The following is a 21827-nucleotide window of genomic DNA, read 5'->3' on the forward strand; positions in this document are numbered from 1 at the left end:
AAGATGAAACAAGTGCTTGCAAAAGTAGCAGAAGGAATGGATCTAACCAGTGCAGAGTTAGAAGCTGCTATGGAGGAAGTCGTTGCTGGTCGTGCTTCAGAAGCACAGGTGACGGCCCTTCTTCTAGGTCTCAAAATGAAGGGAGAAACGGTTGAAGAGCGGACGGCTATTGCAAAAGTGATGCAGGCCTATGCAGTCGCTATTCCTACAGAAGTTCAAGGAGCAATGGACAATTGTGGAACTGGGGGTGATCGTTCTTATAGTTTCAATATTTCAACAACAGCCGCCTTCGTTCTTGCTGGTGGTGGCATCAAGATGGCGAAACACGGAAATCGTTCGATCTCTTCTAAATCTGGTTCTGCGGATGTGCTAGAAGCTCTAGGGATTAACCTTGATTTGGGTCCAGAAGATTTGGGACGAGTGTTTGAAAAGGCGGGCATTGTCTTTCTGTTCGCCAAAAATCTGCACCCTGGCATGCGCTATATTATGCCCGCTCGCTTGGCGCTAGGGGTTCCAACGGTGATGAACTTAACCGGTCCTCTTATCAATCCGATTCCTCTAGAAACCCAGCTATTGGGAACCAGTCGTCCAGATATGCTGGAAAGTACGGCGGAGATTCTAAAGAATTTGGGTCGAAAACGCGCAGTGGTGGTGAGTGGTCCACAAGGTTTGGACGAGGCAGGTCTTGATGGGGAAACCCAGCTCGCTATTCTGGAAAATGGACAGGTTACCTTATCCAGCTTTCAACCAGAAGATATCGAAATGGAGCGCATTGAAATTGATCAAGTACGAGGTGGTGACGCCAAACGCAATGCGGAAATATTGCTCAGTGTCTTGAAGAATGAAGCGAGTCCCTTCTTAGAGGTGACGGTCTTAAATGCAGGCCTTGGTTTTTATGTCAACGGCAAGGTAGATTCTATCAAGGCGGGGATTGCCTTGGCACGTGAAGTGATTGCCAGTGGGGCTGCCCTTGAGAAATTGAGATTATTACAGGAGTATCAAAAATGAGTCAAGAATTCTTGCAAAAGATTCTAAAGGAAAAGGCGCGTGAAGTGGCTGCGATGAAAGAAGAGGAACTCCAACCTTTGCGCGAGATCTACCGCCTGTATGATTACCTAAAGAGTCATCCAGAAAAGCTTCAGGTCATTGCGGAAGTGAAAAAGGCCAGCCCGAGTCTGGGAGATATTCATGTTGATGTGGATATCGTCGCGCAGGCTAAGACTTACGAAGAAAATGGGGCCGTGATGATTTCTGTCTTGACCGATGAAGTGTTTTTCAAGGGCAGTATCGAGTATCTCCGGGAAATATCTAGTCAGGTGCGTATCCCCACCCTCAACAAAGATTTCATTGTGGATGAAAAGCAAATAATTCGGGCGCGAAACGCAGGGGCGACCGTGATCTTGTTGATAGTTGCAGCCTTACCAGAGGCTCGTCTGAAGGAGCTCTATGAGTTTGCGACCCATCTTGGCCTGGAGGTCTTGGTGGAGACCCATAATCTGACAGAACTAGAGATCGCTCACCGGATTGGGGCTCAGATCATCGGGGTCAATAATCGCAACTTGGTGACCTTTGAGACAGATCTTCATACTAGCCTTGAATTGGCGACAAGCTTTGAACAAGAACCGGTTTACATCTCGGAGTCTGCTATTTTCACAGCAGCAGATGCGCGTATGCTGGCTCCTTATTTTAATGGCATTCTCGTTGGGACAGCCCTCATGAAGGCAGACAATGTGGCTGAAAAAGTAAAGGAGTTGCAGATTGACAAAGGTTAAAATTTGCGGATTGTCCACTCCAGAAGCCGTGCAGACGGCTGTTGAAGCCGGTGCGGACTACATTGGTTTTGTCTTTGCACCAAGCAAACGGCAAGTCACGTTGGAACAAGCTCGGCAGTTGGCTACAGGGATTCTAAAGGGGGTTCAAAAAGTCGGTGTTTTTGTATCCCCACAAAGAGAAGCAGTGGAGCAAGCTTGCCAAGTTGTGGGCTTGGACCTGATACAAGTGCATGGGCCGATGGATGAAACCATCTTGCAAGACCTTCCCCAACAAACGATTCGCGCTGTTCAAGTGGGGAAAGATGCAGCTCTTCCTGAGACCAGTGCCGATTATCTGCTCTTTGATGCTCCTGTAGCAGGAAGTGGGCAGACCTTTGACTGGCAAAAGCTCGAAAGTCAAAACTTTACAAAGCCCTTCTTTATTGCAGGAGGCTTGACGGAAGACAATGTAGCAGATGCCATTCGCTTCTTTCATCCTTATGCGGTGGATGTATCCAGTGGGGTCGAGACAAATGGAATAAAAGATCAAGAAAAGATAAAACGATTTATAGAAAGGGTCAAGCATGGCATATAAACAACCAGATCAAAACGGATTTTACGGGCGGTTCGGGGGACGATTTGTCCCTGAAACCTTGATGACAGCAGTTTTAGAATTAGAAGAAGCTTACAGAGAAAGCCAAGCAGATCCTTCTTTTCAAGCAGAATTGGATCAGCTTCTGAAACAATATGTCGGTCGGGAAACACCGCTCTATTACGCTAAAAATCTTACCAAGTATGTCGGTGGAGCCAAGATTTTTCTTAAAAGAGAAGACCTCAACCACACAGGGGCTCATAAAATTAATAATGCCCTAGGACAAGTTTTATTGGCACACCGGATGGGCAAAAAGAAGATCATCGCAGAAACAGGAGCTGGTCAGCACGGTGTTGCAACGGCAACGGCTGCTGCTTTATTTGGTATGGAATGCACCATCTACATGGGGGAAGAAGATGTCAAACGCCAAGCCCTCAATGTCTTTCGGATGGAGTTGTTGGGCGCCAAGGTTCAATCAGTAACAGATGGGTCACGGGTTCTCAAGGATGCGGTCAATGCTGCCCTTAGAGCCTGGGTAGCAAACGTGGAGGATACCCACTATATCATGGGATCTGCTCTAGGGCCTCATCCATTCCCAGAGATTGTCCGTGATTTTCAAAGTGTCATTGGCAGGGAAGCTAAACGCCAATTTGCAGAGCAAAATGATGGGGCTCTGCCAGATGCCGTCCTAGCCTGTGTAGGAGGCGGATCGAACGCCATTGGCCTCTTCTATCCTTTTGTAGAGGATACATCTGTTGCCATGTATGGTGCGGAAGCAGCTGGACTTGGGGTAGATACAGACCAGCATGCAGCAACCTTGACCAAGGGACGTCCAGGAGTCCTTCACGGCGCCTTGATGGATGTTTTACAGGATGCCCATGGACAGATTTTAGAAGCCTTCTCGATTTCAGCAGGTCTCGATTATCCAGGGATTGGGCCAGAGCATTCTTATTTCCATGACATCAAGCGGGCAACCTATGTGCCTGTGACAGACCAAGAAGCCCTAGAAGCCTTTCAATTGCTTTCAAAAGTGGAAGGAATCATTCCAGCCCTGGAATCGAGCCATGCTATCGCCTATGCGGTGAAATTGGCCAAGGAGATGGGTCCTGAAAAATCCATGATCGTTTGCTTATCAGGTCGTGGGGACAAAGATGTGGTACAAGTCAAAGACCGCCTAGAACAAGAGAGAGGGGAGTAAGATGGGAAAGACCTTAACAGAGCATTTACAAAAGCTGAAAGATCAGCAACGAGGGATCTTTGTTCCGTATATCATGGCAGGAGATCATGAAAAAGGCTTAGCAGGTTTGCAGGAAACCATCCAATTTTTGGAAGATCTTGGTGTCTCAGCCATTGAAGTTGGTATTCCTTTTTCGGATCCGGTGGCAGATGGCCCTGTGATTGAAGAGGCAGGACTACGAAGTTTAGCCCATGGGACGAAGACAGAGGAACTGGTGCAAACGATCCAGCGCCTGAAGACAAGTGTTCCTTTGGTCATTATGACTTATTTCAATCCCTTGTTCCAATATGGGCTCGAAAACTTCTTTAGAGATTTAGAAGGAACAGCGGTCAAAGGGGTGATTATTCCAGATCTTCCTCATGAGCATGCGGATCTGGTGGAGCCTCTGTTAGCGGATAAAGACATCGCCTTGGTGCCACTGGTGAGTTTAACTACAGGAATCGAGCGTCAGAAGAAATTGATCCAAGATGCAGAAGGTTTTATCTATGCTGTAGCGGTTAACGGAGTGACGGGCAAAGCTGGTAGCTATCGAGATGATTTGGACCACCACTTGGCCCAATTACACGAAATAGCCTCCATTCCCGTTTTAACAGGTTTTGGAGTTTCCAGCATGGAGGATGTTCATCGTTTCAACAAGGTCTCAGATGGGGTTATTGTGGGGTCCAAAATCGTTAAGGGTCTCCACCGAGGGGAGACAGATGCCATCGCTCATTTTATTTCTCAAGCAGTGAAGGGCTAGAAGGTTCATTCCATTCATCATCAGCTTGATTCTCCTAGATAAAGCTCTTTGTCTACTATTTTAACCATTCCCCTCGTTTATCTTTACAAACGAGGGTTTCTCGTTACAATAGAGGTAGTAACAAGAAAAGAGGAGAAGAGAATGATAAGCCTTGCAGAGATTGATCAAGTTGTCCAGTCAGGTCCTTTTGAACCAAGCTGGGACTCTCTTAGCCATCAAGTCTGTCCAGATTGGTATCGGGATGCCAAATTTGGAATATTTATCCACTGGGGCGTCTACAGTGTACCTGCCTTTGGTTCGGAATGGTATTCGCGAAATATGTATATCCAAGGGAATCCTTGCTATGACTATCATCGAGAGCATTTTGGAGATCAGGCTAGCTTTGGTTACAAGGATCTCATTCCTCTTTTTACAGCAGATCGATTTGATCCGGCATCTTGGCTGGATCTCTTTCAAAAAGCAGGCGCTCAGTATCTTTTTCCAGTTGCGGAGCACCACGACGGTTTTCAGATGTATGCCTCTACTCTCTCGCCTTATAATAGCTTAGAAATGGGGCCGAGACGAGATGTCTTGGGAGAGCTGAGGGCGGAAGCAGAAAAACGTGGCCTGCACTTCTGTACGTCCTCTCACCGGGCAGAGCACCAGTTTTTCTTTTCACATGGCAAGGAATTCACTAGTGACATTCCGCAAGAAGTCCCAAGAGACAGCCTTTATTGGCCAGCCGAGCCAGAGCCAAAGGATCATTTTGATCTGACTTCCAAGCCTTATCCAAGTAAAGAATTCTTGGAAGATTGGCTGTTGCGAACCTGTGAACTGGTGCGGGACTACCAGCCAGAGCTCCTTTATTTTGACTGGTGGATCCAGCATGAGAGTTTCCGTCCCTACTTAATGCGCTTTTTGGCTTATTATTACAATCTAGCAGCACAAGAGGATTGCGAGGTGGCCGTTTGTTACAAACAGGATGCCCTACCTTTTGGTTCAGGAATCGTCGAGATGGAGCGGGGGGGCTACGGGGAGACGCAAGCTTTTCCGTGGCAAATGGATACTGCGATCGCCCGTAATTCTTGGTGCTATACCCAGGGTCTTGCCTATAAGACCAGTAAGGAATTGTTGCAAAATTTAGTTGATGTTGTGGCCAAAAATGGCAATCTTCTGCTCAATATTGGACCCAAGGCAGATGGTACCATCCCTGAGCAAGATCAAGACATCCTTACAGAGATCGGAGACTGGCTGGCGGTAAATGGAGAAGCCATTTATCAGAGCCGGCCTTGGCGGGTGTCATCGGACGGACCGACCGAGGCCCAGGAAGGTTCCTTCTCAGATGGGGAAGCGCCACTCTATACCAACCAAGATTTCCGCTATACCATGCGTGAAGGCCTACTTTATGCTATCCAGCTGGAACCAAGTGGACGGACAGAAGAGTTGACCTTGCCGTCTCTCGCCTATGATCTCAAGCAACCGAGAATCCTTCATGCGCGTATTCGGCAGGTAGAGCTCCTTGGAAAAAGCCAGCCCCTTTCTTGGAGCCAAGATGACCAAGGGCTCCACCTTCAGTTACCAGCTTGCAGCAAAAAACAACCGCGTGTTTTGCGTCTCAGTTTTTAGTTTTCTTGAAGCTTTCTATAAGGAATGGTTCAGGTTTCTCTTGTATACTGTACTCATCCAATAAGAAATGAGGTACAGAAAATGAAAATCTCAGTCAATTATCCAAAACGCTTTAAGAAATTGCCACAACAAGGGTCTTGTTACGGCGAATAAACGCTTCTCTTCATTTTTCATAAGAAACTCCTAAAGAAGGCTCTACCCGAAAGGGTAGAGTTTTTATGTACCAGGGACCTTGTGATTCGTGGTATAATAGGCCTATGGAAAAAAAGAATAAATTGTTACTCATCGACGGGTCTTCCGTCGCATTTCGTGCCTTTTTCGCACTTTATAATCAAATCGATCGCTTCAAGAATGCCAATGGTCTGCATACCAATGCGGTCTATGGCTTTAACCTTATGTTGAGCCATCTCTTAGAGCGCATCCAACCGACCCATGTTCTTGTTGCTTTCGATGCAGGAAAGACCACTTTTCGGACGGAGATGTATGCCGACTACAAAGGGGGCCGTGCAAAAACACCAGATGAATTCCGTGAGCAGTTCCCTTTCATTCGCGAGCAATTAGACCATCTAGGAATTCGCCACTATGAGCTAGCTCAATATGAAGCAGATGATATTATTGGAACGCTGGACAAGTTGGCAGAATCAACTTCTGTTCCTTTTGATGTGACCATCGTTTCTGGGGATAAAGATTTGATCCAGCTGACAGATGACAACACGGTGGTTGAAATCTCCAAAAAAGGAGTGGCAGAGTTTGAAGAATTCACTCCAGCCTATCTGAAAGAGAAGATGGGACTGACACCAGAGCAATTTATCGACCTCAAGGCCTTGATGGGAGATAAGTCGGATAATATCCCAGGTGTTACTAAGATCGGAGAAAAGACAGGGATCAAACTACTCCTAGAGTACGGCTCTCTCGATGGCATTTACGAGCATATCGATGAGATGAAGGCTTCTAAGATGAAGGAAAACATCATCAACGACAAGGAGCAGGCCTATCTGTCTAAGACTTTGGCGACCATCGATACCAATGCGCCCATTGAAATTGGGCTGGACGATATCACCTATACGGGTCCTCATCTAGAAAATCTCGCCAAGTTTTATGAGGAGATGGGCTTCAAGCAACTCCGTCAGGCCTTGGATCTCAGTGGAGAAGAAGTCGCTCCTGTAGCTATTGACTATACAGAAGTCGAGCAGGTCACTTCAGATATGCTCACGGAAGATAGTTTCTTCCATTTTGAGATTTTTGGGGACAATTACCATACGGAACCCATCATCGGCTTCGCATGGGGGACCAAAGGTCAGCTCTACGTGAGTACAGATACTGGTCTTTTACAAACACCGATTTTCAAAGAATTTCTCGAAAAAACGCCCCTCAAGGTCTATGACTTCAAACGGGCCAAGGTCTTGCTCAGCCACTTGGGTATTACCCTTCAAAATCCCGCGTTTGACAGTCGATTGGCCAAGTATCTCTTGTCGACCGTAGAGGACAATGAAATTTCAACCATTGCGAGTCTCTATAGTCAGATTGCGCTGCCGCTGGACGAAGTTGTTTATGGCAAGGGAGCCAAAAAAGTCATTCCAGAAAAGTCGGTCCTATTAGAGCATTTGGCACGAAAAGTCGCTGTTTTACTAGACACTGAAGAGCCTATGACGGAGCAACTAAAAGCTCACGACCAACTAGATCTGCTCTATGATATGGAGCAACCACTAGCAGCTGTTTTGGCCAAAATGGAAATCGCAGGGATTAAGGTGGAACGCCAGACCCTCCAAGACATGCAGGTGGAAAACGAAGCAGTCTTGGAGCGCTTGACTCAAGAAATCTACGAGTTGGCAGGAGAAGAATTTAACATCAATTCTCCAAAACAATTGGGTGTCATCCTCTTTGAAAAATTGGAACTCCCTCTTGAATACACCAAGAAGACCAAAACCGGCTATTCAACAGCTGTTGATGTCTTGGAACGCCTAGCTCCCATCGCACCGATCGTGTCTAAGATTCTTGAATACCGCCAAATTGCTAAGATCCAATCGACCTATGTCATCGGTCTTCAAGACTGGATTTTGGAAGATGGAAAAATCCATACCCGCTATGTACAGGATTTGACGCAGACAGGCCGTTTGTCCAGCGTGGATCCTAATCTACAAAACATCCCTGTCCGTTTGGAACAAGGTCGTCTCATTCGTAAGGCCTTTGTCCCAGAAGAGGAAAACAGTGTCTTGTTGAGTTCAGACTATTCACAGATCGAATTGCGCGTCTTAGCCCATATTTCGGGAGATGAGCATTTGATTGATGCCTTTAAACATGGGGCAGATATCCATACATCGACTGCGATGCGGGTCTTCAATATTGAAAAACCAGAAGATGTGACGCCGAATGACCGTCGCAATGCCAAGGCAGTAAACTTCGGCGTGGTTTATGGAATTTCCGATTTTGGCCTTTCTAACAACCTGGGGATCAGTCGAAAAGAAGCCAAGGCCTACATTGAGACCTATTTCGAACGCTACCCTGGCATCAAGGACTATATGGAGAGAGTGGTGCGGGAAGCGCGTGACAAAGGCTATGTAGAAACCCTCTTCAAGCGTCGTCGGGAGATTCCAGATATCAATTCTCGCAACTTCAATGTTCGAGGCTTTGCGGAACGGACAGCAATCAACTCACCGATCCAAGGATCGGCGGCAGATATTTTGAAAATTGCCATGATCCACTTGGACCAAGCCTTAGAAGCAGGTGCATACAAGACTAAGATGCTTCTTCAGGTTCACGATGAAATTGTTCTGCAAGTACCAAGTGATGAACTGGCAGCGATCAAAGCACTTGTCAAAGAGACCATGGAATCTGCTATTGAACTTGCGGTACCACTGGAAGCCGATGAGAATGCAGGCAAAACATGGTATGAAGCCAAATAAGATCGAGTTTGTTTAAAACAAAAAGCGGTAGGAGACTTTTCAGTTTTCTACCGCTTTTAACGACAAACACTTGCAATGCCCTTCGTATTGTTATACTATTTAAAGAAAGGAAACGCATACAAAAGGAGATTCATATGGCCTATTCATTTCGCAATCCTAGTGATGGCATTATCAAACATTACCTAGAAACGAGCAAGATCATCGCTGTAGTTGGATTATCTGATCGTGAAGACACGACCAGTCATCGTGTCAGCAAGGAGATGCAAGAGCGGGGCTATCGGATTATTCCCGTTAATCCTCGTTCAGCCGGTGGCCAGATCCTAGGAGAAACGGTGTACGCTGGCTTGCAGGAAATTCCTTTCCCAGTAGATATCGTCGATGTTTACCGTCGCAGTGAGTTTTTGCCAGATGTAGCGCGTGACTTCATCGAGACAGATGCGAAGATTTTTTGGGCACAATTGGAGCTGGAAAATCAAGAAGCAGAAGAAATCCTTCGTGGAGCAGGACGAGAAGATATTGTGATGAATCGCTGTATCAAACGGGAACACACCCGACTGATCTTAGGAGACTCCCTATACGGAGTATAAGTGACAAGAAATTGACAGTAAAATTATAGAAGAGAACCCCAGCAGGAAACTGGGGTTCTCTTCTTCATCTTATTTAACTTCATAGCTTGGATGGCCTGTGAAATGGCGCGGCCCTTGTTTGATCTGCTTGATTTGATCGTAAAATGCAATTTGGCAGTTGATAAAGTAAGGCATAGTATAAAAACCAATGACATCGCGCGTGAAGTAATTCAGGAAGTACCATCCAAACAAGGTTAAATCGAGTACCAGGCGATTGCTACGGAAGCCTTTCATTGTTTCGCGACTTTGACGAAGCACTCCCAAAGCTCCCTTGTAGTCGCCGTCTCGTAGTTGTTCGTAGAGGATCAATTCGACCAAGCTGAGACTATAGTACTGTGGCAAGTAAAAGAGGAGACCAAGCAGGCCTAGAACGACACCTACTGTCATCAGAGGCATTTGTTGCATGAGAGATTGGAATTCAGGACTAGCAGCCGTCAAAGTGCTGGGATTGCTGACCTTGTCGTAAATAGCCAAGAATTGACTGCTAGCATAGGTGCTAACGAGACTCCCAGCATAGAGGATGAGTCCCCATAAAAAGAGGATGACTTGCTTTAAGAACAAGGTGATGAAGACAGGGGTGAAGCGATCTTGTTTAAAGATATCTAACACCCGTGTTCGGTGCTCGATCTTGGGATTAATCGTATCTAAATAGCTAAAAGTCGCACCGACCACTAAAATGGAGATGACAAAGGAGACGACGGAAGGAAAGAGCTGTCGCTGGATCATGTAGATACTTGCTTGCTGCAAGGTCATATCCGGTAGTAGATCGACCAGATCTTGCCCACTTAAGAGGAAGTTAGCAAGAATGGTCAACAGGACCGGAAGAGCAAAAAGGATAGCTAAGCCCGGTTGCTGGACTTGCATGGTACGTGCCCGGAGGCGAATCAGTTTAAGGTTCATAGATGACACTCTCTTCATAGTAGTACTTTTTATTATAACATAAGTCCGTGACAGAGCCGGTAAAATTTGGTACAATCGTACAGGTGCTCACAGGAAAACTGTGACAGGAATAAGAAGGCTGGGACTGTTTTTCCCAGTACGGAGGTAACCATGACAGATTCACCGATTCAATATCGATTAATCAAAAAAGAAAAGCATACAGGTGCTCGTCTGGGAGAAATTATCACCCCTCACGGGACCTTCCCGACCCCAATGTTTATGCCTGTAGGAACTCAGGCAACCGTTAAGACCCAATCGCCAGAAGAACTCAAGGAAATGGGCTCCGGCATTATCTTGGCCAACACCTACCATCTCTGGCTTCGTCCCGGGGATGATCTAGTCGCAAAAGCAGGAGGACTGCACCAGTTCATGAACTGGGACCAACCCATTTTGACAGATAGTGGAGGCTTCCAGGTCTATTCATTAGCGGATACCCGCAATATCACTGAAAAAGGAGTAACCTTTAAAAACCACCTCAACGGCTCGAAGATGTTCCTCTCTCCAGAAAAAGCCATCTCCATCCAAAACAATCTAGGGAGTGACATCATGATGTCCTTTGATGAATGCCCTCAGTTCTATCAGCCCTATGATTATGTGAAAAAATCAATCGAACGGACCAGTCGTTGGGCAGAGCGTGGGCTTAAGGCTCACCGTCGCCCTCATGATCAAGGTCTTTTCGGGATTGTCCAAGGGGCTGGATTTGAAGACTTACGCCGTCAGTCTGCTCAAGATTTGGTCGGCATGGACTTTCCAGGTTATTCTATCGGTGGCTTAGCTGTTGGGGAAAGCCATGAAGAGATGAATGCCGTGCTTGATTTCACAACTCCGCTCTTACCAGAGAACAAGCCGCGCTATCTCATGGGAGTAGGAGCTCCAGACAGTCTGATCGATGGCGTTATTCGTGGAGTAGACATGTTTGACTGTGTCTTGCCGACGCGGATTGCGCGAAATGGTACCTGTATGACTAGTCAAGGACGTCTGGTGGTGAAAAATGCGCAATTTGCAGAAGACTTTACACCGCTAGATCCCGAATGTGATTGCTACACTTGTAAGAACTATACCCGAGCTTACCTTCGCCACCTCCTCAAGGCAGATGAGACCTTCGGCATTCGCTTGACAAGCTACCACAACCTCTATTTCTTGATCAACCTCATGAAGCAGGTCCGTCAAGCCATCATGGATGACAATCTCTTAGAATTCCGCGAGCATTTCGTCGAAAAATATGGCTATAACAAATCAGGACGGAATTTCTAGAAATAGATAAAAAGGAAGAAAAAAGACGACAGCCATCTGAGAATAATAGGAATAACTGCTAGACGCAGTGGTTGATTGGTATCTTTGTTCGCATGTTAAGCTCCAAAGATAACCTAATCAACTGTGCGGGGGCGAGACGACGAACAAATTGGATATAAATTTGTTCTGTCTCGCTCCCTTTTTCCTATATAATAGCAACTTTTTTAGCACTCTATTTCTTTCGAAAACACTTTCATCAAAAAAACGAAAAAAATCTTCTCAAATCCCTTGCATTGGGCCTTTGTTTGTGTTAAACTACTATGGTGCTGTGAAAAACAGCTATTAGCTTTGATGCAAGAGGTTGCGACACGCTCGGTTGCATTGCCACGCAACGCGCGTCGGTTTTCTTGTGGAGCTAGCCTATTATCTTAAATAGACGAAAAGGAGAAAAAGATGGCAAACAAAAAAATCCGCATCCGTTTGAAAGCGTACGAACACCGTACACTCGACACAGCAGCTGCAAAAATCGTAGAATCAGCTACTCGTACAGGTGCACAAGTTGCGGGTCCAATCCCACTTCCAACTGAGCGTAGCCTCTACACAATCATTCGTGCGACTCACAAATACAAAGATTCTCGCGAACAATTCGAAATGCGTACACACAAACGTTTGATCGACATCATCAACCCAACTCAAAAAACAGTTGACGCTTTGATGAAATTGGATCTACCAAGTGGTGTAAACGTAGAAATCAAACTTTAATCTAAAGCTTGATCCAGAGCATAAAAAACGCTCGTTAAAAACTTTTTGAATAAAAAACTATAGAAAAGGAACTATTTTCTCATGACAAAAGGAATCTTAGGGAAAAAAGTGGGAATGACTCAAATCTTCACTGAAGCTGGCGAATTGATCCCTGTAACAGTTATCGAAGCAACTCCAAACGTTGTTCTTCAAGTTAAAACTGTTGAAACAGATGGTTACAACGCTATCCAAGTTGGTTTCGATGACAAACGCGAAGTATTGAGCAACAAACCTGCTAAAGGACATGTAGCAAAAGCTAACACGGCTCCTAAGCGCTTCATTCGTGAATTCAAAAACGTTGAAGGCTTGGAAGTTGGTGCTGAAATCACAGTTGACACTTTCGAAGCTGGAGACATTGTTGATGTAACTGGTACTTCTAAAGGTAAAGGTTTCCAAGGTGTTATCAAGCGCCACGGACAATCACGTGGACCTATGGCTCACGGTTCTCGTTACCACCGTCGTCCAGGTTCTATGGGACCTGTTGCACCTAACCGCGTATTCAAAGGTAAAAACCTTGCAGGACGCATGGGTGGCGATCGTGTAACGATCCAAAACCTTGAAGTTGTACAAGTTGTTCCAGAAAAGAACGTTATCCTTATCAAAGGTAACGTACCAGGTGCTAAGAAATCTCTTATCACTATCAAGTCAGCAGTTAAAGCTGGTAAATAATAAGGAAAGGGGAATACAGTAAAAATGGCAAATGTAACATTATTCGACCAAACTGGTAAACAAGCGGGCGAAGTTGTTCTTAACGATGCAATCTTTGGTATCGAACCAAACCAAGCAGTTGTATTTGATGTGATCATCAGCCAACGTGCTAGCCTTCGTCAAGGAACTCACGCAGTTAAAAACCGCTCAGCCGTTTCAGGTGGCGGACGCAAACCATGGCGTCAAAAAGGAACTGGACGTGCTCGTCAAGGTTCTATCCGCTCTCCACAATGGCGTGGTGGTGGAATCGTCTTCGGGCCAACTCCACGTAGCTATGCGTACAAACTTCCTCAAAAAGTTCGTCGCCTTGCACTTAAATCTGTTTACTCAGAAAAAGTTGCTGAAAACAAATTTGTAGCCGTTGATTCTCTTGAATTTACAGCTCCAAAAACTGCTGAATTTGCAAAAGTTCTTGCAGCTTTGAGCATCGATTCTAAAGTCCTTGTTATTCTTGAAGAAGGAAACGAATTCGCAGCTCTTTCAGCTCGTAACCTTCCAAACGTGAAAGTTGCGACTGCTACAACTGCAAGTGTTCTTGACATCGCAAATAGTGACAAACTTCTTGTTACTCAAGCAGCTATCTCTAAAATCGAGGAGGTTCTTGCATAATGAATTTGTATGATGTTATCAAAAAACCTGTTATCACTGAAAAGTCAATGGCTCAACTTGAAGCAGGCAAATATGTATTCGAAGTTGACACTCGCGCTCACAAACTTTTGATCAAACAAGCTGTTGAAGCTGCGTTTGAAGGTGTAAAAGTTGCGAATGTGAACACTGTAAACGTAAAACCCAAAGCAAAACGCGTTGGACGTTACACTGGTTTTACTTCAAAAACTAAAAAAGCTATCATCACGCTTGCAGCTGATTCTAAAGCAATCGAGTTGTTTGCTACTGAAGCTGAATAATCTAAGGAGGAAATATCGTGGGAATTCGTGTTTATAAACCAACAACAAACGGTCGCCGTAATATGACTTCTTTGGATTTCGCTGAAATCACAACAAACACACCTGAGAAAACTTTGCTTGTTTCTCTTAAAAACAAAGCAGGTCGTAACAACAACGGTCGTATCACTGTTCGTCACCAAGGTGGTGGACACAAACGTCATTACCGTTTGATCGATTTCAAACGTAACAAAGATGGAGTTGAAGCAGTCGTTAAAACGATCGAATACGATCCAAACCGCTCAGCTAACATCGCGCTTGTACACTACACTGACGGTGTGAAAGCTTACATCATTGCCCCTAAAGGTCTTGAAGTAGGTCAACGTATCGTATCAGGACCAGAAGCAGATATCAAAGTCGGAAACGCTCTTCCACTGGCTAACATCCCAGTTGGTACTTTGATCCACAACATCGAATTGAAACCTGGTAAAGGTGGAGAATTGGTACGTGCTGCTGGAGCTTCTGCTCAAGTATTGGGTTCTGAAGGTAAATATGTACTTGTTCGTCTTCAATCAGGCGAAGTTCGTATGATTCTTGGAACTTGCCGTGCTACAGTTGGTGTTGTCGGAAACGAACAACATGGACTTGTAAACCTTGGTAAAGCGGGACGTAACCGCTGGAAAGGTGTTCGCCCAACAGTTCGTGGTTCTGTAATGAACCCGAATGATCACCCACACGGTGGTGGTGAAGGTAAAGCACCAGTTGGACGTAAAGCGCCATCTACTCCTTGGGGTAAACCTGCGCTTGGTCTTAAAACTCGTAACAAGAAAGCGAAATCTGACAAACTTATCGTTCGTCGTCGCAACCAAAAATAATCATAAGCAACTAGCTTACACTTTCCGCCAGCTCGGTAGCGCTGCTTAGCAGCGCAAGCCGCTGTGGTACTAAATTTTAAAGGAGAAAATTACAAAATGGGACGTAGTCTTAAAAAAGGACCTTTCGTCGATGAGCATTTGATGAAAAAAGTTGAAGCTCAAGCAAACGACGAAAAGAAAAAAGTAATTAAAACTTGGTCACGTCGTTCAACGATCTTCCCAAGTTTCATCGGATACACTATCGCAGTTTATGATGGACGTAAACATGTACCTGTTTACATCCAAGAAGACATGGTAGGTCACAAGCTTGGTGAATTTGCACCAACTCGTACTTACAAAGGTCACGCGGCAGACGACAAGAAGACACGTAGAAAATAAGGAGAACATAAATGGCAGAAATTACTTCAGCTAAAGCAATGGCTCGTACAGTGCGTGTTTCACCTCGTAAATCACGTCTTGTTCTTGACAACATCCGTGGTAAAAGCGTAGCCGATGCCATCGCTATTTTGACATTCACACCAAACAAAGCTGCAGGGATCATCCTTAAAGTGTTGAACTCAGCAGTAGCAAACGCTGAAAACAACTTTGGTTTGGAAAAAGCTAACTTGGTAGTATCTGAAGCATTCGCAAACGAAGGACCAACTATGAAACGTTTCCGTCCACGTGCGAAAGGTTCAGCTTCACCAATCAACAAACGTACAGCTCACATCACAGTAGCTGTTGCAGAAAAATAAGGAGGTAAACTCGTGGGTCAAAAAGTACATCCAATTGGTATGCGTGTTGGTATCATCCGTGATTGGGATGCCAAATGGTATGCTGAAAAAGAATACGCGGATTACCTTCATGAAGATCTTGCAATCCGTAAATTCATTCAAAAAGAATTGGCTGACGCAGCCGTTTCAACTATTGAAATCGAACGCGCAGTAAACAAAGTTAACGTTTCACTTCACACTGCTAAACCAGGTATGGTTATCGGTAAAGGTGGAGCAAACGTTGATGCACTTCGTGCAGCTCTTAACAAATTGACTGGTAAACAAGTACACATCAACATCATCGAGATCAAACGTCCTGACTTGGATGCTCACCTTGTTGGTGAAGGAATTGCTCGTCAATTGGAACAACGTGTTGCTTTCCGTCGTGCACAAAAACAAGCGATCCAACGTGCTATGCGTGCTGGAGCTAAAGGAATCAAAACTCAAGTATCAGGTCGTTTGAACGGTGCAGATATCGCCCGTGCAGAAGGATACTCTGAAGGAACTGTTCCACTTCACACACTTCGCGCTGATATCGATTACGCTTGGGAAGAAGCAGACACTACTTACGGTAAACTTGGTGTTAAAGTATGGATCTACCGTGGTGAAGTTCTTCCAGCTCGTAAAGACGCTAAAGGAGGTAAATAACCAATGTTAGTACCTAAACGTGTAAAACACCGTCGCGAATTCCGTGGTAAAATGCGCGGTGAAGCAAAAGGTGGAAAAGAAGTAGCATTCGGTGAATACGGTCTTCAAGCTACAACTAGCCACTGGATCACAAACCGTCAAATCGAAGCTGCTCGTATCGCCATGACTCGTTACATGAAACGTGGTGGTAAAGTTTGGATTAAGATTTTCCCACACAAATCATACACCGCTAAAGCTATCGGGGTACGTATGGGATCTGGTAAAGGGGCTCCTGAAGGTTGGGTAGCACCAGTTAAACGTGGTAAAGTGATGTTCGAAATTGCTGGTGTATCTGAAGAGATCGCACGCGAAGCGCTTCGTCTTGCTAGCCACAAATTGCCAGTTAAAACTAAATTTGTGAAACGTGAAGCAGAATAAGGAGAGGTCATGAAACTTACAGAAGTAAAAGAATTTGTTAAAGAACTTCGTGGTCTTTCTCAAGAAGAACTCGCGAAGCGTGAAAATGAATTGAAGAAAGAATTGTTTGAACTTCGTTTCCAAGCGGCTGCTGGTCAATTGGAACAAACTGGACGTTTGAAAGAAGTGAAAAAACAAATCGCTCGTATCAAAACTGTTCAATCAGAATCTAAATAATAGACTAGGGAAGGAGAATTTCAATGGAACGCAATAATCGTAAAGTTCTTGTTGGACGCGTTGTGTCTGACAAAATGGACAAAACAATCACAGTTGTAGTTGAAACTAAACGTAACCACCCAGTCTATGGTAAACGTATCAACTATTCTAAAAAATACAAAGCTCATGATGAAAACAATGTTGCTAAAGAAGGCGATATTGTTCGTATCATGGAAACTCGTCCGCTTTCAGCTACAAAACGCTTCCGTCTTGTAGAAGTCGTTGAAGAAGCGGTCATCATCTAATCAAACCTGAAAGGAGAAAACGTAAATGATTCAAACAGAAACTCGTTTGAAAGTCGCTGATAACAGTGGCGCGCGCGAAATCTTGACAATCAAAGTTCTTGGTGGTTCAAAACGTAAATTCGCGAGCATCGGTGATGTAATCGTTGCATCAGTAAAACAAGCTACTCCTGGTGGTGCGGTTAAGAAAGGTGACGTTGTAAAAGCTGTTATCGTTCGTACTAAATCAGGTGCTCGTCGTAAAGATGGTTCATACATCAAATTCGACGAAAATGCAGCAGTAATCATCCGTGACGACAAAACTCCTCGCGGAACTCGTATCTTTGGCCCAGTTGCACGTGAATTGCGTGACGGTGGTTTCATGAAGATCGTGTCACTTGCTCCAGAAGTACTTTAATCAATAAAAAAACAAACACAGTCCCCTGGCATAGCCAGGGTGCCCATCGGGCGTAAGAATAAAAGGAGAATAAAATGTTTGTAAAAAAAGGCGACAAAGTTCGCGTTATCGCTGGTAAAGACAAAGGCGTAGAAGCTGTTGTTCTTACTGCTCTTCCAAAAGTAAATAAAGTTGTTGTAGAAGGTGTAAACATCATCAAGAAACACCAACGTCCAAACAACGAAAACCCTCAAGGTGCAATCGTTGAAAAAGAAGCTCCAATCCATGCTTCTAACGTTCAAGTTTTGGACAAAAACGGTGTTGCTGGACGTGTTGGCTACAAATTTGTAGACGGCAAAAAAGTTCGCTACAACAAAAAATCAGGCGAAGTGCTTGACTAATCACGAAGGAAAGGAGAAGTATAATGGCTAATCGTTTAAAAGAAAAATACCTTAATGAAGTAGTACCATCATTGACTGAACAGTTCAACTATTCATCAGTTATGGCTGTGCCAAAAGTTGATAAAATCGTTTTGAACATGGGTGTTGGTGATGCAGTATCAAATGCTAAAAACCTTGAAAAAGCTGCTGAAGAGCTTGCTTTGATCTCAGGTCAAAAACCATTGATCACTAAGGCTAAAAAATCAATCGCCGGCTTCCGTCTTCGTGAAGGTGTTGCGATCGGTGCAAAAGTTACCCTTCGTGGTGAACGTATGTACGAATTCTTGGATAAATTGGTAACAGTTTCACTTCCACGTGTACGTGACTTCCATGGTGTTCCAACAAAATCATTTGATGGACGCGGGAACTACACACTTGGTGTGAAAGAACAATTGATCTTCCCAGAAATCAACTTTGATGATGTTGATAAAACTCGTGGTTTGGATATCGTAATCGTAACTACAGCGAACACAGACGAAGAATCACGTGCATTGCTTACTGGCCTCGGTATGCCGTTTGCAAAATAATATAGGAGGTAAAACTAATGGCTAAAAAATCTATGATTGCTAAGAACAAACGCCCAGCGAAGTTCTCTACTCAAGCATACACTCGCTGTGAACGTTGTGGACGTCCACACTCAGTTTACCGCAAGTTTAAACTTTGCCGTGTTTGCTTCCGTGAATTGGCATACAAAGGTCAAATCCCAGGTGTCACAAAAGCATCTTGGTAATAGTATGATACTAAGAGCGTAACAACTCCAGCAAAATAGGAGATTTGGTGACGGAGCGAGGCTCCAAATCAAATCTATCTTTTTTGCCCAGGTTGTAACTCGTGTTCAAATGAGTATTTTCTCGTTTGCATGTATCAAAACATTCTGAGCCTAGCTCAATCATTAACTAGCAAGTGCAACTTGCAAACTACTAGTAAGAGGAGAAATAAAAAATGGTTATGACTGACCCAATCGCAGACTTCCTTACACGTATTCGTAACGCTAACCAAGCAAAACACGAAGTACTTGAAGTGCCTGCATCAAACATCAAAAAAGGGATTGCTGAAATCCTTAAACGCGAAGGTTTTGTAAAAAACGTTGAATTCATCGAAGATGACAAACAAGGCATCATCCGTGTATTCTTGAAGTACGGACAAAACGGTGAAAAAGTTATCACAAACTTGAAACGTGTTTCAAAACCAGGTTTGCGTGTTTACAAAAAACGTGAAGATCTTCCAAAAGTTCTTAACGGACTTGGAATTGCTATCCTTTCAACTTCTGAAGGTTTGCTTACTGATAAAGAAGCACGCCAAAAGAACGTTGGTGGGGAAGTTATCGCTTACGTTTGGTAATATTTAGCTCCCAATTTCGTTGTGACTCTTCGTTATTGTCTCTTGTCTAACCCAAAGTTATGTCTGCGAGACAATGCCTCGATTCACTTAGAAATTGAGACCTAAACATTAACTTTTAAATCAAAAAGATTTAAACCCCGTGAAAACTGGCCCGAAAAGGCCTGACAATTTAACAGGAGAATAAAAAACATGTCACGTATTGGTAATAAAGTTATCGTGTTGCCTGCTGGTGTTGAAATCACTAACAATGACAACGTTGTAACTGTAAAAGGACCTAAAGGAGAACTTACTCGTACGTTCTCAAAAGATATTGAAATCCGTGTGGAAGGTACTGAAGTAACACTTCACCGTCCAAACGATTCAAAAGAAATGAAAACAATCCACGGAACAACTCGTGCCCTTTTGAACAACATGGTTACTGGTGTATCAGAAGGATTCAAGAAAGAACTTGAAATGCGCGGGGTTGGATACCGTGCACAACTTCAAGGATCAAAACTTGTTTTGGCTGTTGGTAAATCACACCCAGACGAAGTTGAAGCTCCAGAAGGAATTACTTTTGAACTTCCAAACCCAACAACAATCGTTGTTAGCGGAATTTCAAAAGAAGTAGTTGGTCAAACAGCTGCTTATGTACGTAGCCTTCGTTCACCTGAACCATACAAAGGTAAAGGGATCCGTTATGTTGGTGAATACGTTCGCCGCAAAGAAGGTAAAACAGGTAAATAATGTAGTTTGGTTGTTTTTCAACCAACCTTCATCTTACCAACTCAGTGCTTAGCACATGATTTTAAAATTAAGAGGTGAAAATTGTGATTTCGAAACCAGATAAAAACAAAATCCGTCAAAAACGCCACCGTCGCGTTCGCGGAAAACTCTCTGGAACTGCTGATCGCCCACGTTTGAACGTATTCCGTTCTAATACAGGCATCTACGCTCAAGTAATTGATGACGTAGCGGGTGTAACGCTCGCAAGCGCTTCAACTCTTGACAAAGAAGTTTCAAAAGGAACTAAAACTGAACAAGCCGTTGTTGTCGGCAAACTTGTTGCTGAACGTGCAGTTGCTAAAGGTATTTCTGAAGTGGTGTTCGACCGCGGTGGATATCTATATCACGGACGTGTTAAAGCTTTGGCTGATGCAGCTCGTGAAAACGGATTGAAATTCTAATAGGAGGACACTAGAAAATGGCATTTAAAGATAATGCAGTTGAACTTGAAGAACGCGTAGTTGCCATCAACCGTGTAACAAAAGTTGTTAAAGGTGGACGTCGTCTTCGTTTTGCAGCTCTTGTAGTTGTTGGTGACCGTAATGGCCGTGTTGGATTTGGTACTGGTAAAGCTCAAGAAGTTCCAGAAGCAATCCGTAAGGCTGTTGAAGATGCTAAGAAAAACTTGATCGAAGTTCCTATGGTTGGAACAACAATTCCACACGAAGTAACATCCGTATTTGGTGGAGCTCGTGTATTGTTGAAACCAGCTATCGAAGGGGCTGGGGTTGCTGCAGGTGGAGCAGTTCGTGCCGTTGTCGAATTGGCAGGTATTGCAGATGTTACATCTAAATCACTTGGATCAAACACTCCAATCAACATCGTTCGTGCAACTGTTAACGGTTTGGCACAATTGAAACGCGCTGATGAAGTTGCTGCCCTTCGTGGTATTTCAGTTTCTGACTTGGCTTAAGAAAGGAGATTCAAATGGCTCAAATTAAAATTACTTTGACTAAGTCTCCAATCGGACGCATCCCGTCACAACGTAAAACTGTTGTAGCACTTGGACTTGGCAAATTGAACAGCTCTGTTATTAAAGAAGATAACCCAGCAGTACGTGGTATGATCACTGCTGTATCTCACTTGGTAACAGTTGAAGAAGTAGAATAATCTATTTAAAATAGAAACAAAGTTTTCAGGGGTATGAGAGGTTCTCATCCCCTAAAACTAAATATAAGTATAGGCGAGTTTGTAGTTAGGACACCTTTTCCTGATTACATGCGTTAGCAATTTACAAAAGAGGAGAAAATAAATAATGAAACTTCATGAATTACAACCTGCTACAGGTTCACGTAAAGTCCGCAACCGTGTTGGTCGTGGTACTTCATCTGGTAATGGTAAAACTTCTGGCCGTGGTCAAAAAGGTCAAAAAGCTCGTAGCGGTGGCGGTGTACGTCTTGGTTTTGAAGGTGGACAAACTCCATTGTTCCGTCGTCTTCCAAAACGTGGATTTACAAACATCAACGCTAAAGAATATGCTATTGTGAACCTTGATCAATTGAACGCCTTTGAAGATGGTGCTGAAGTAACTCCAGTAGTACTTGTAGAATCAGGAATTGTAAAAGCTGAAAAATCAGGTATCAAAATTCTTGGTAACGGAGAATTGACTAAGAAGTTGACTGTTAAAGCAGCTAAATTCTCTAAATCAGCTGAAGAAGCTATCACTGCTAAAGGTGGTTCAGTTGAAGTCATCTAAGTGAG

The 21827-nt window shown here is 44.2% G+C and carries 31 protein-coding genes; 30 read left to right on the forward strand and 1 reads right to left on the reverse strand.

The genetic code is table 11. The features are described from left to right. Positions 1–3 precede the first annotated feature (3 nt). The 8 genes from trpD to TZ97_RS09425 all read left to right on the forward strand — a co-directional run bounded on the left by trpD (position 4) and on the right by TZ97_RS09425 (position 9414). Positions 4–1008, forward strand: a complete 1005-nt coding sequence (gene trpD, locus TZ97_RS11000) for an anthranilate phosphoribosyltransferase (RefSeq protein ID WP_045760235.1) — start codon at positions 4–6, stop codon at positions 1006–1008. Next, on the forward strand, positions 1005–1772 hold the full coding sequence (gene trpC, locus TZ97_RS09395; RefSeq protein WP_045760153.1) for an indole-3-glycerol phosphate synthase TrpC: 768 nt from the start codon (positions 1005–1007) through the stop codon (positions 1770–1772). Before trpD ends, trpC begins: the two co-directional genes overlap by 4 nt. Beyond that, positions 1759–2346, forward strand: a complete 588-nt coding sequence (locus TZ97_RS09400) for a phosphoribosylanthranilate isomerase (protein ID WP_045760154.1) — start codon at positions 1759–1761, stop codon at positions 2344–2346. Before trpC ends, TZ97_RS09400 begins: the two co-directional genes overlap by 14 nt. Continuing rightward, positions 2336–3541 carry a tryptophan synthase subunit beta gene (gene trpB, locus TZ97_RS09405; RefSeq protein WP_045760155.1) on the forward strand — a complete coding sequence of 402 codons (1206 nt, stop codon included), beginning with the start codon at positions 2336–2338 and terminating at the stop codon, positions 3539–3541. Before TZ97_RS09400 ends, trpB begins: the two co-directional genes overlap by 11 nt. 1 nt (position 3542) lies before the next feature. Continuing rightward, positions 3543–4319, forward strand: coding sequence for a tryptophan synthase subunit alpha (trpA, locus tag TZ97_RS09410; RefSeq protein ID WP_045760156.1), 777 nt, complete (start codon positions 3543–3545; stop codon positions 4317–4319). 141 nt (positions 4320–4460) lie between these two features. Further along, the gene (locus TZ97_RS09415; protein ID WP_045760157.1) at positions 4461–5924 is read left to right on the forward strand and encodes an alpha-L-fucosidase; all 1464 of its coding nucleotides are present in this window, start codon (positions 4461–4463) and stop codon (positions 5922–5924) included. Positions 5925–6181: 257 nt separating this feature from the next. Continuing rightward, entirely contained in the window at positions 6182–8827 is a 2646-nt protein-coding gene (gene polA, locus TZ97_RS09420) for a DNA polymerase I (protein ID WP_045760158.1), read from the forward strand. 134 nt (positions 8828–8961) lie between these two features. Then, the gene (locus tag TZ97_RS09425) at positions 8962–9414 is read left to right on the forward strand and encodes a CoA-binding protein (protein WP_045760159.1); all 453 of its coding nucleotides are present in this window, start codon (positions 8962–8964) and stop codon (positions 9412–9414) included. A gap of 69 nt (positions 9415–9483) precedes the next feature. Here the strand turns inward: TZ97_RS09425 and TZ97_RS09430 are convergent, their stop codons facing one another. After that, positions 9484–10353, reverse strand: a complete 870-nt coding sequence (locus tag TZ97_RS09430) for a DUF975 family protein (RefSeq protein ID WP_045760160.1) — start codon at positions 10351–10353, stop codon at positions 9484–9486. Positions 10354–10503: 150 nt separating this feature from the next. Between TZ97_RS09430 and tgt the strand changes: the two genes are divergently transcribed. The 22 genes from tgt to rplO all read left to right on the forward strand — a co-directional run bounded on the left by tgt (position 10504) and on the right by rplO (position 21822). After that, positions 10504–11646, forward strand: a complete 1143-nt coding sequence (tgt, locus tag TZ97_RS09435) for a tRNA guanosine(34) transglycosylase Tgt (RefSeq protein WP_045760161.1) — start codon at positions 10504–10506, stop codon at positions 11644–11646. A gap of 432 nt (positions 11647–12078) precedes the next feature. Continuing rightward, positions 12079–12387: a 30S ribosomal protein S10 gene (rpsJ, locus tag TZ97_RS09440; RefSeq protein ID WP_003009585.1), complete on the forward strand. Its 309-nt coding sequence runs from the start codon at positions 12079–12081 to the stop codon at positions 12385–12387. A gap of 81 nt (positions 12388–12468) precedes the next feature. Next, complete coding sequence (gene rplC / locus TZ97_RS09445) at positions 12469–13095, forward strand: 50S ribosomal protein L3 (RefSeq protein WP_003010846.1); 627 nt, start codon at positions 12469–12471, stop codon at positions 13093–13095. Positions 13096–13119: 24 nt separating this feature from the next. After that, the gene (gene rplD / locus TZ97_RS09450; RefSeq protein WP_003009591.1) at positions 13120–13743 is read left to right on the forward strand and encodes a 50S ribosomal protein L4; all 624 of its coding nucleotides are present in this window, start codon (positions 13120–13122) and stop codon (positions 13741–13743) included. Then, positions 13743–14039, forward strand: coding sequence for a 50S ribosomal protein L23 (locus TZ97_RS09455; protein WP_003009593.1), 297 nt, complete (start codon positions 13743–13745; stop codon positions 14037–14039). The genes rplD and TZ97_RS09455 overlap by 1 nt, the downstream gene beginning before the upstream one ends. A 17-nt stretch (positions 14040–14056) precedes the next feature. Beyond that, positions 14057–14890, forward strand: coding sequence for a 50S ribosomal protein L2 (gene rplB / locus TZ97_RS09460; protein WP_000512900.1), 834 nt, complete (start codon positions 14057–14059; stop codon positions 14888–14890). Between the two features lie 96 nt (positions 14891–14986). Beyond that, the gene (gene rpsS / locus TZ97_RS09465; RefSeq protein WP_000533766.1) at positions 14987–15268 is read left to right on the forward strand and encodes a 30S ribosomal protein S19; all 282 of its coding nucleotides are present in this window, start codon (positions 14987–14989) and stop codon (positions 15266–15268) included. Positions 15269–15279: 11 nt separating this feature from the next. Further along, on the forward strand, positions 15280–15624 hold the full coding sequence (gene rplV / locus TZ97_RS09470; protein ID WP_000818139.1) for a 50S ribosomal protein L22: 345 nt from the start codon (positions 15280–15282) through the stop codon (positions 15622–15624). Between the two features lie 12 nt (positions 15625–15636). Continuing rightward, positions 15637–16290: a 30S ribosomal protein S3 gene (rpsC, locus tag TZ97_RS09475; protein ID WP_003002336.1), complete on the forward strand. Its 654-nt coding sequence runs from the start codon at positions 15637–15639 to the stop codon at positions 16288–16290. Between the two features lie 3 nt (positions 16291–16293). After that, on the forward strand, positions 16294–16707 hold the full coding sequence (gene rplP, locus TZ97_RS09480) for a 50S ribosomal protein L16 (RefSeq protein ID WP_000960947.1): 414 nt from the start codon (positions 16294–16296) through the stop codon (positions 16705–16707). A gap of 9 nt (positions 16708–16716) precedes the next feature. Further along, positions 16717–16923 carry a 50S ribosomal protein L29 gene (gene rpmC, locus TZ97_RS09485; protein ID WP_045760162.1) on the forward strand — a complete coding sequence of 69 codons (207 nt, stop codon included), beginning with the start codon at positions 16717–16719 and terminating at the stop codon, positions 16921–16923. A gap of 23 nt (positions 16924–16946) precedes the next feature. Next, a complete protein-coding gene (rpsQ, locus tag TZ97_RS09490) occupies positions 16947–17207 on the forward strand; it encodes a 30S ribosomal protein S17 (RefSeq protein WP_000440801.1) in 261 nt (86 codons plus the stop codon). A gap of 25 nt (positions 17208–17232) precedes the next feature. Beyond that, entirely contained in the window at positions 17233–17601 is a 369-nt protein-coding gene (gene rplN, locus TZ97_RS09495; RefSeq protein ID WP_003002384.1) for a 50S ribosomal protein L14, read from the forward strand. Positions 17602–17675: 74 nt separating this feature from the next. Beyond that, positions 17676–17981, forward strand: coding sequence for a 50S ribosomal protein L24 (gene rplX / locus TZ97_RS09500; RefSeq protein ID WP_003002315.1), 306 nt, complete (start codon positions 17676–17678; stop codon positions 17979–17981). A gap of 23 nt (positions 17982–18004) precedes the next feature. After that, positions 18005–18547 carry a 50S ribosomal protein L5 gene (gene rplE / locus TZ97_RS09505; protein WP_003009606.1) on the forward strand — a complete coding sequence of 181 codons (543 nt, stop codon included), beginning with the start codon at positions 18005–18007 and terminating at the stop codon, positions 18545–18547. A gap of 17 nt (positions 18548–18564) precedes the next feature. Beyond that, a complete protein-coding gene (locus TZ97_RS09510; protein WP_001085699.1) occupies positions 18565–18750 on the forward strand; it encodes a type Z 30S ribosomal protein S14 in 186 nt (61 codons plus the stop codon). A gap of 212 nt (positions 18751–18962) precedes the next feature. Then, positions 18963–19361, forward strand: coding sequence for a 30S ribosomal protein S8 (gene rpsH / locus TZ97_RS09515; protein WP_003010897.1), 399 nt, complete (start codon positions 18963–18965; stop codon positions 19359–19361). 189 nt (positions 19362–19550) lie between these two features. Next, positions 19551–20087 (forward strand): 50S ribosomal protein L6, encoded by a 537-nt coding sequence (rplF, locus tag TZ97_RS09520; protein WP_003010839.1) that lies wholly within the window; start codon positions 19551–19553, stop codon positions 20085–20087. An 83-nt stretch (positions 20088–20170) separates the two neighbouring features. Continuing rightward, entirely contained in the window at positions 20171–20527 is a 357-nt protein-coding gene (gene rplR / locus TZ97_RS09525; RefSeq protein WP_003010871.1) for a 50S ribosomal protein L18, read from the forward strand. Between the two features lie 17 nt (positions 20528–20544). Continuing rightward, positions 20545–21039 (forward strand): 30S ribosomal protein S5, encoded by a 495-nt coding sequence (rpsE, locus tag TZ97_RS09530; protein ID WP_003009617.1) that lies wholly within the window; start codon positions 20545–20547, stop codon positions 21037–21039. Between the two features lie 14 nt (positions 21040–21053). Then, the gene (gene rpmD, locus TZ97_RS09535; protein WP_045760163.1) at positions 21054–21236 is read left to right on the forward strand and encodes a 50S ribosomal protein L30; all 183 of its coding nucleotides are present in this window, start codon (positions 21054–21056) and stop codon (positions 21234–21236) included. Positions 21237–21381: 145 nt separating this feature from the next. Beyond that, on the forward strand, positions 21382–21822 hold the full coding sequence (rplO, locus tag TZ97_RS09540; RefSeq protein WP_003002405.1) for a 50S ribosomal protein L15: 441 nt from the start codon (positions 21382–21384) through the stop codon (positions 21820–21822). Positions 21823–21827 lie beyond the last annotated feature (5 nt).

Origin of the sequence: Streptococcus parasanguinis, from assembly GCF_000963275.1 — a bacterium.
In the GTDB taxonomy this organism is placed as follows: domain Bacteria; phylum Bacillota; class Bacilli; order Lactobacillales; family Streptococcaceae; genus Streptococcus; species Streptococcus parasanguinis_B.

Coding starts and splice junctions, on each gene's coding strand:
- trpD (WP_045760235.1), top strand. CDS start 4: ATGAAACAAGTGCTTGCAAAAGTAGCAGAAGGAATGGATCTAACCAGT.
- trpC (WP_045760153.1), top strand. CDS start 1,005: ATGAGTCAAGAATTCTTGCAAAAGATTCTAAAGGAAAAGGCGCGTGAA.
- trpB (WP_045760155.1), top strand. CDS start 2,336: ATGGCATATAAACAACCAGATCAAAACGGATTTTACGGGCGGTTCGGG.
- trpA (WP_045760156.1), top strand. CDS start 3,543: ATGGGAAAGACCTTAACAGAGCATTTACAAAAGCTGAAAGATCAGCAA.
- TZ97_RS09415 (WP_045760157.1), top strand. CDS start 4,461: ATGATAAGCCTTGCAGAGATTGATCAAGTTGTCCAGTCAGGTCCTTTT.
- polA (WP_045760158.1), top strand. CDS start 6,182: ATGGAAAAAAAGAATAAATTGTTACTCATCGACGGGTCTTCCGTCGCA.
- TZ97_RS09425 (WP_045760159.1), top strand. CDS start 8,962: ATGGCCTATTCATTTCGCAATCCTAGTGATGGCATTATCAAACATTAC.
- TZ97_RS09430 (WP_045760160.1), bottom strand. CDS start 10,353: ATGAACCTTAAACTGATTCGCCTCCGGGCACGTACCATGCAAGTCCAG.
- tgt (WP_045760161.1), top strand. CDS start 10,504: ATGACAGATTCACCGATTCAATATCGATTAATCAAAAAAGAAAAGCAT.
- rpsJ (WP_003009585.1), top strand. CDS start 12,079: ATGGCAAACAAAAAAATCCGCATCCGTTTGAAAGCGTACGAACACCGT.
- rplC (WP_003010846.1), top strand. CDS start 12,469: ATGACAAAAGGAATCTTAGGGAAAAAAGTGGGAATGACTCAAATCTTC.
- rplD (WP_003009591.1), top strand. CDS start 13,120: ATGGCAAATGTAACATTATTCGACCAAACTGGTAAACAAGCGGGCGAA.
- TZ97_RS09455 (WP_003009593.1), top strand. CDS start 13,743: ATGAATTTGTATGATGTTATCAAAAAACCTGTTATCACTGAAAAGTCA.
- rpsS (WP_000533766.1), top strand. CDS start 14,987: ATGGGACGTAGTCTTAAAAAAGGACCTTTCGTCGATGAGCATTTGATG.
- rplV (WP_000818139.1), top strand. CDS start 15,280: ATGGCAGAAATTACTTCAGCTAAAGCAATGGCTCGTACAGTGCGTGTT.
- rplP (WP_000960947.1), top strand. CDS start 16,294: ATGTTAGTACCTAAACGTGTAAAACACCGTCGCGAATTCCGTGGTAAA.
- rpmC (WP_045760162.1), top strand. CDS start 16,717: ATGAAACTTACAGAAGTAAAAGAATTTGTTAAAGAACTTCGTGGTCTT.
- rpsQ (WP_000440801.1), top strand. CDS start 16,947: ATGGAACGCAATAATCGTAAAGTTCTTGTTGGACGCGTTGTGTCTGAC.
- rplN (WP_003002384.1), top strand. CDS start 17,233: ATGATTCAAACAGAAACTCGTTTGAAAGTCGCTGATAACAGTGGCGCG.
- rplX (WP_003002315.1), top strand. CDS start 17,676: ATGTTTGTAAAAAAAGGCGACAAAGTTCGCGTTATCGCTGGTAAAGAC.
- rplE (WP_003009606.1), top strand. CDS start 18,005: ATGGCTAATCGTTTAAAAGAAAAATACCTTAATGAAGTAGTACCATCA.
- TZ97_RS09510 (WP_001085699.1), top strand. CDS start 18,565: ATGGCTAAAAAATCTATGATTGCTAAGAACAAACGCCCAGCGAAGTTC.
- rpsH (WP_003010897.1), top strand. CDS start 18,963: ATGGTTATGACTGACCCAATCGCAGACTTCCTTACACGTATTCGTAAC.
- rplF (WP_003010839.1), top strand. CDS start 19,551: ATGTCACGTATTGGTAATAAAGTTATCGTGTTGCCTGCTGGTGTTGAA.
- rpsE (WP_003009617.1), top strand. CDS start 20,545: ATGGCATTTAAAGATAATGCAGTTGAACTTGAAGAACGCGTAGTTGCC.
- rpmD (WP_045760163.1), top strand. CDS start 21,054: ATGGCTCAAATTAAAATTACTTTGACTAAGTCTCCAATCGGACGCATC.
- rplO (WP_003002405.1), top strand. CDS start 21,382: ATGAAACTTCATGAATTACAACCTGCTACAGGTTCACGTAAAGTCCGC.